Annotated in this window: 5 protein-coding genes and 1 pseudogene; 3 read left to right on the plus strand and 3 right to left on the minus strand. The window is 68.9% G+C overall.

The features are described 5' to 3' along the window. The first annotated feature begins 1 nt into the window (after position 1). The 3 genes from eboE to ACWD3I_RS17200 all read left to right on the plus strand — a co-directional run bounded on the left by eboE (position 2) and on the right by ACWD3I_RS17200 (position 3,792). Positions 2 to 1,165: a metabolite traffic protein EboE gene (eboE, locus tag ACWD3I_RS17190; RefSeq protein ID WP_365410646.1), complete on the plus strand. Its 1,164-nt coding sequence runs from the start codon at positions 2 to 4 to the stop codon at positions 1,163 to 1,165. Continuing rightward, positions 1,162 to 2,652: a nucleotide pyrophosphatase/phosphodiesterase family protein gene (locus ACWD3I_RS17195; RefSeq protein WP_365410649.1), complete on the plus strand. Its 1,491-nt coding sequence runs from the start codon at positions 1,162 to 1,164 to the stop codon at positions 2,650 to 2,652. Before eboE ends, ACWD3I_RS17195 begins: the two co-directional genes overlap by 4 nt. 99 nt (positions 2,653 to 2,751) lie before the next feature. Beyond that, positions 2,752 to 3,792 (plus strand): sugar phosphate isomerase/epimerase family protein, encoded by a 1,041-nt coding sequence (locus ACWD3I_RS17200; RefSeq protein WP_365410652.1) that lies wholly within the window; start codon positions 2,752 to 2,754, stop codon positions 3,790 to 3,792. Positions 3,793 to 3,859: 67 nt separating this feature from the next. Here ACWD3I_RS17200 and ACWD3I_RS17205 read toward each other — a convergent pair whose 3' ends face one another. The 3 genes and pseudogenes from ACWD3I_RS17205 to ACWD3I_RS17215 form a co-directional block, all read right to left on the minus strand. Beyond that, a complete protein-coding gene (locus tag ACWD3I_RS17205) occupies positions 3,860 to 5,248 on the minus strand; it encodes an OFA family MFS transporter (RefSeq protein ID WP_365410655.1) in 1,389 nt (462 codons plus the stop codon). Positions 5,249 to 5,282: 34 nt separating this feature from the next. Continuing rightward, on the minus strand, positions 5,283 to 6,671 hold the full coding sequence (locus ACWD3I_RS17210) for an OFA family MFS transporter (RefSeq protein ID WP_365410658.1): 1,389 nt from the start codon (positions 6,669 to 6,671) through the stop codon (positions 5,283 to 5,285). Between the two features lie 128 nt (positions 6,672 to 6,799). Next, positions 6,800 to 6,938 (minus strand): annotated as a pseudogene (locus tag ACWD3I_RS17215) (formyl-CoA transferase); the annotation flags it as partial.

The raw sequence follows: 6,938 nt of genomic DNA on the forward strand, positions 1-6,938 counted from the left end.
CATGCGCTTCCGCCACCCCGACGGCTCCACCGTCCACCTCGCCTACTGCACCAACGTCCACCCCGCAGAGACCCTCGACGGCGTCCGAGCCCAACTCCGCGACCACTGCGAGCCCGTCCGCCGCCGCCTGGGCCGCGACCGCCTCGGCATCGGCCTGTGGCTGGCCGCCGACGCCGCCCGCGCCCTGGACCTGGACCCGTCCGCCCTGCGCGCCCTGCGCGCCGAACTCGACCGGCGCGGCCTGGAAGTGGTCACCCTCAACGGCTTCCCCTACGAGGGGTTCGGCGCCGAGGAGGTCAAGTACCGCGTCTACCGACCGGACTGGGCCGACCCCGAACGCCTGGAGCACACCACCGCCCTGGCCCGGGTCCTGGCCGGACTCCTCCCCGACGACGTCACCGAGGGCAGCATCTCCACCCTGCCGCTCGCCTGGCGCACCGCCGCCCACGACACCGGACGCCACGAGAAGGCCCTGCGCACGCTCGCCGAACGCCTCGACGCCCTGGAGGAACTGACCGGACGGTCCATCCGCATCGGCCTCGAACCGGAACCCGGCTGCGTCGTCGAGACCACCCACGACGCCCTCGCCCCACTGTCCGCGATCGCCCACCACCGGATCGGCATCTGCGTCGACACCTGCCACCTCGCCACCTCCTTCGAAGATCCGCACACCGCCCTCGACGCGCTCACCGCGGCCGGCGTCCCCGTCGTCAAGTCCCAGCTCTCGGCGGCCCTGCACGCCGAGCACCCCCATCTGCCGGAGGTCCGCACGGCCCTCGCCGCCTTCGACGAACCCCGCTTCCTGCACCAGACCCGCACGGCCACCGCCGCCGGCCTGCGCGGCACCGACGACCTCGGCGAGGCACTCGGCGGCGACACCCTGCCCGACGCCGGCCCCTGGCGCGCCCACTTCCACGTCCCTCTGCACGCGGCCCCCGCCGCGCCCCTCACCTCCACGCTCCCCGTCCTCAGGGCCGCGCTGACCCGGCTGATCGGCGGCCCGCACCCGCTCACCCGTCACCTGGAGGTCGAGACCTACACCTGGCAGGCCCTCCCTCCCGAGCTGCGGCCCCGCGCCCGGACCCAGCTCGCCGACGGCATCGCCGCCGAACTCACCCTCGCCCGCGACCTGTTGACGGACCTCGGCCTGAAGGAACTCCCATGAGCACCCACAAAGCCGCCAGGGACCCGGAAGCCGCCACGGCCGCCGAAGCCGCCACGGACCCCGATGCCGCCAGGGACCCCGACGCCGTCCCGGACACCCACCGGCCCGACCCGCGCCCCACCCCGCTCCTCGTCCTCGACGTCGTCGGCCTCACCCCCCGTCTCCTCGACCACATGCCCCACCTCAAGACCCTCGCCCGAGCGGGCTCCCACGCCCCCCTCGAAACCGTCCTGCCGGCCGTCACCTGCGCCGCCCAGTCCACCTTCCTGACCGGCACCCACCCGGCCGAACACGGCATCGTCGGCAACGGCTGGTACTTCCGCGACCTCGGCGACGTACTCCTGTGGCGTCAGCACAACGGCCTGGTCGCCGGGGACAAGCTGTGGGACGCCGCCCGCCGCGCCCATCCCGGCTACACCGTCGCCAACATCTGCTGGTGGTACGCCATGGGCGCCGACACCGACATCACCGTCACCCCCCGTCCCATCTACTACTCCGACGGCCGCAAGGAACCCGACTGCTACACCCGCCCTCCGGCCCTGCACGACGAACTCACCGCGAAATTCGGCACCTTCCCCCTCTTCCACTTCTGGGGCCCCGGCGCCGACCTCGTCTCCAGCCGCTGGATCATCGACGCGACCCGCCACATCATCAGCACCCGGCACCCCGATCTGACGCTGTGCTACCTCCCGCACCTCGACTACGACCTCCAGCGCTTCGGCCCCGACGACCCGCGCTCCCTGAAGGCGGCCGCCGACCTCGACCGGGCCCTGGCGCCGCTGCTGGACGACGCCCGCGCGGAGGGCCGTACCGTCGTCGCGCTGTCCGAGTACGGCATCACCAGGGTCAGCCGGCCCGTCGACATCAACCGCGCCCTGCGCCGCGCAGGACTGCTCGAGGTGCACACCCAGGACGGCATGGAGTACCTGGACCCGATGGCCTCACGTGCCTTCGCGGTCGCCGACCACCAGATCGCCCACGTCTACGTGCGCCGCCCCGAAGATCTGGAGGCGACCCGGGACGCCCTCGCCGGACTGCCCGGCATCGGGCAACTCCTGGACGACGAGGGCAAGAAGACCCAGCACCTCGACCACCCGCGCTCCGGAGAGCTCGTCGCCGTCGCGGAGCCGGACGCCTGGTTCACGTACTACTACTGGCTCGACGACGCCCGCGCGCCCGACTTCGCGCAACTCGTCGAGATCCACCGCAAACCCGGCTACGACCCGGTCGAACTCTTCATGGATCCCCGCGACCCCTACGTCAAGGTCAAGGCGGCCACCGCACTGGCCCGCAAGAAACTCGGCCTGCGTTACCGCATGGCGGTCGTGCCCCTGGATCCCTCACCTGTTCGAGGCAGCCACGGCCGCCTCCCGGCGAGCGACGACGAAGGTCCGCTCCTCATCTGCTCCACCCCCCGTGCTGTCGGCGACCGCGTCGCGGCCACCGACGTGAAAGCACTCCTGCTCCGACTGGCCGGACTCGGCTGACCGGCCCACCCACCGGCCCTGTACGACCGGTCTCCTCCGACTGATCACCAGTGAAGCACTCGCCACTGACAACGCCCTCCGACATCGAGGAGTTCAGGCATGAGCCGCATCTCCCAGCCCGACCCCGAGCTCACCCACCGCCTCACCAGACGAGGCATGCTCGGGGTGGCCGCGGGCGCCACCGCCGCCGCGCTCGTGGGCGCCGCCGCGGCCCCCGCCGGCGCCGCCACCGAGGCCGCGTCCGGCGGCACCGGCCGCGGCCGTCCCGTCCTGCCGCCCGGCCGGCTCGGCATCCAGCTCTACAGCCTGCGCGACAAGGTCTCCACCCTCGGCTTCGCGCCCGTCTTCGCCGAGCTGGCGAAGTACGGCTACGACGAGGTCGAGTTCGCCGGCTACACCCAGGGCTCGGCCGGCCCGATCACCCTCGCCCAGCTCAAGCGGCTGGCCAGGAACCACGGCCTGAACCCGATCGGCAGCCATGTCGGCTACTACTCCGACGACCCGAACGCCTACACCTTCGCCCAGAACCTCACCAAGGTCCTCGACGACGCCCAGGCCCTCGGCCTCAAGCACATCGGCACCGCCTCGGGACCGTTCCGCTACGGCTCCACCGTCGACGCCTGGAAGCGCGCGGCGCAGGAGTTCAACACCTACGGCGCGGCCGCCAGGGCACGCGGCATGAAGTTCTACCAGCACAACCACTCCGAGGAGTTCTCCTTCGCCACCGACAACCCCAAGGTCCGCCTCTACGACGTCCTGCTCGCCGAGACCGACCCCGACCTGGTGTTCCTGGAGATGGACATCTTCTGGGCGTACTCGGGCCAGTTCCGCTTCTCCAAGCGCCCCGACGGCACAGCCGCACCGTTCGAGCCGCTCGACTACGTCCTCAAGCAGCCCCACCGCTACCCGCTGTTCCACGTCAAGGACGGCGTCAGCGACCCCGCGAACACCTACGGCTACCGCATGACCGACGTCGGCGACGGCGACATCGACTACCAGCGGTTCATCTCCGCCGTCACCAGGCTGCGCGGTGAGCGGTTCGCCCACCACTGGCAGGCCGAGCACGACCAGCCGACCGAGTCCTTCACGTTCGCGCGGCGCTCCAGCGAACACCTCCACTCACTGCGCGAGAAGTGCTGACCGGCCCCCGCACACATGAGGAGGCCCTCCCGGGATCCCGGGAGGGCCTCCTCACGCGCGCGTGCCGTCAGCCGGCGGGTTGTGACACCGCGGCCCGCCCGGGCTGCCGCAGCAGCAGGGCGATCACCGCGGCCGCCATGGAGACGGCGCCGGCCAGGGCGTACGCCCCGTCATAACCCCAGGCGGCGACCACCATGGAACCGAGCCCGCCGCCGAACAGACCGCTGATCAGCTTGCCGCTGTACACCAGCCCGTAGTTGGAGGCGTTGTAGTTCTCCCCGAAGTAGTCCGGGGTGAGAGCCGCGAACAGCGGATAGAACGCGCCGCCGCCGAAGCCGGAGAGGAAGGCGAAGAACAGGAACAGCGTCTCGCTCTTCACGTCGCCCGCCCAGATCACGCCGAACTGGGCCAGGCCCAGCACGACGATGACGAACACCAGGGTGGGCTTTCTGCCCCACTTGTCGGACAGCCAGCCCACGACACCCCGGCCGATGCCGTTGATGACCGCCATGACACCCATCGACGAGGCCGCCACCAGCGGGCCGAAGCCCACCTCCTTGGCGTAGTCGACCTGGAAGGAGATCCCGAAGATCGACACCCCCGCGGTCAGCACGATGGAGAGCCACATCAGGGGGAGCATGCCGGTCCTGATGGCCTCCTTGGGTGTGTACTGCTTCACCGCCGGAGGGTTCTTGGCGAGGCTCGTCGCGTTCTTCCGGTCGCCGGAGTACGTCAGCGGATCGATGTCCGCGGGCCACCAGTTCTTCGGCGGATCCTTGAAGAAGAACGCGGACCCGAAGACCACGATCATGATGTAGCAGCCGATCAGGTCCAGGACCCGGTGGTAGTTCGCGGTGTCGAAGCCGTAGTTGAAGATGAAGATGAACGGCAGTGACCCGTACGCGAATCCCCCGTTGACGAACCCCGTTCTGGCGCCCCGGCGTTCGGGGAACCACTTGCCGACCATGTTGATGCAGGTCGCGTACACGAGCCCGGCGCCGATCCCCCCGACGACGCCGAAGCCCAGGATCGCCAGCCAGACGTTGCTCAGGTGCGACAGGGCGAGGAACCCGACGAGGCACAGACCCGAGCCGACGTACATGGCCTTGCGGGCCGTCAGTACGCCCTTCTCCCGCAGCCAGCCTGCGGGGAAGGCGATGCCGGCCTGGAAGAAGACCCAGACGCTGAGGATCCAGAAGGTGTTGCTCTGCGTCCAGCCGTGGGCGTGGGACAGGGTGTCCTCCGCCGAGCCGTACGCGTATTCGAAGACGCTGATGGCCATCATGGCGACCCACGGCAGATACACCATGAGCTTGCGCGAGTGACCGAGGATGTCCCGGTCGGTCTCGCCCACGCGATAGACGCGGCCGCGCGCGTCGGTCACTTCTCGGTAGGGACGGTGTGCGGCGTCGGGGTGGGTCGACGAACTGTTCGCTGAGATGGGATCTGCCGTCATTGCAGGGCAATTCCTTCGTGTCAGGCCCTTGGGGTCAGGCCATTTCCTCGCCGAGCGGCTGGGGGTTGGGAGAGGTGTTCTTCTTCTTGGGCCGGCCCGGCGGTGTCAGGAACAGTGCGATGAACGCGGCGAACAGAGAGATCGAGCCGGCCAGCGTGAATGCACCGTTGTGTCCCCAGTGGTCCACGACGACCTTGCCCATTCCGGCTCCGAGAAGTCCGGATACCAGTTTGGAGCTGTAGACCAGGCCGTAGTTGGAGGCATTGTTGTTCTCGCCGAAGTAGTCCGCCGTCATCGCCGCGAACATGGGGAAGATGGCGCCACCGCCGAACCCGGAGATGCTGGAGAAGAGCAGGAACAACGGGAGGTTCTTCATGTCGGCGGACCACAGGATGCCGTACTGCGAAAGACCGAGCACGATGCAGACGAAGATCAGGCACCGCTTTCGCCCGTAACGGTCCGACAGCCAGCCGATCACACCGCGCCCGGTGCCGTTGACGATGGCCTTCATCGACATGGCCGTCGCGACGATTCCGCCCGCGAAGCCGGCTTCCTCGCCTATGTCGACCTGGAAGGCGATACCGAAGATGTTCACGCCCGAGGTGCACAGCAGGCAGAACCACATCAGCGCCACCCGCCCGGTACGCCAGGCCTCGCCCGGGGTGTACTGCCGCACGGCAGGCGGGTTCATGGCCATGGCACGCCGGGCACGGGGGTCGGTCGGCGGGCGCAGCGGGTCGACCTCGGCCGGCCACCAGTTCTTCGGCGGGTCCTTGAAGAAGGAGCCGGCCACAGCCACCGCCGTGGCCAGGAAGACACCGACCGCGACGAGCACCCAGCGGAAGTTCGTCAGATCCATGTAGCTGGTGAAGAGGAAGACGAACGGCACGGAACCGTAGGCGAATCCTCCGTTGACGAACCCGGTCTTGCCTCCCTTCCGTTCCGGATACCATTTGCCGACCATGTTCACGCAGGTCGCGTAGACCATTCCGGCGCCCATACCGCTGAACATGCCGAACCCGACGTACGCGACGACCACATGCGGCGCGAACGCGAGCGACAGATATCCGAGCAGGGTGCCGATCGCGCCGAGGATCATCGCCCAACGCGCGGGCAGCCTGCCGCTTTCCCTGAGCTTTCCGGCCGGGAAGGCGACCGCCGCCTGGAAGAACACCCAGACACCGAGCATCCAGAAGATGTGCCCGTCGTTCCAGCCGTGTGCGATGTGCAGCGTGTCCTCGGCAGACGCGAACGCGTACTCCGCCGAGCTGATGCCCATCATGCCGATCCACGGCAGGATGACCATCCACTTGCGTTTACGGCCCATGATGTCGATGTCGGTCTCACCGACGCGGTACATGCGGCCGTTGTGGTCCGTCACCTCCCGATACGGGACGGACGTCGAGTAGTCGATCGTTGTCATCTGCTCAAGCACTCCTTGCGTCGAAAGATCTGGCCAGCGCCCCCTGTCCAAATGCCTTTCGTGCGCGCACGGGTCCTGGGGCCGGGCGACGCGCACCGTCGGTCGGCCCCTTGCTCGGTCATGTCACGTCAGATCACCCCGCTCGACTTGAGCAGGCGCAATTCCTCGTCACCGATGCCGAGTTCGCCGATGAGGATTTCTTCGGTGTGCTGGCCCAGGAGGGGTGGGGTGGTGATGTGGGTGGGGGAGTCGGAGAGTTTGAGGGGG

It is taken from the genome of Streptomyces sp. NPDC002817, from assembly GCF_053592055.1.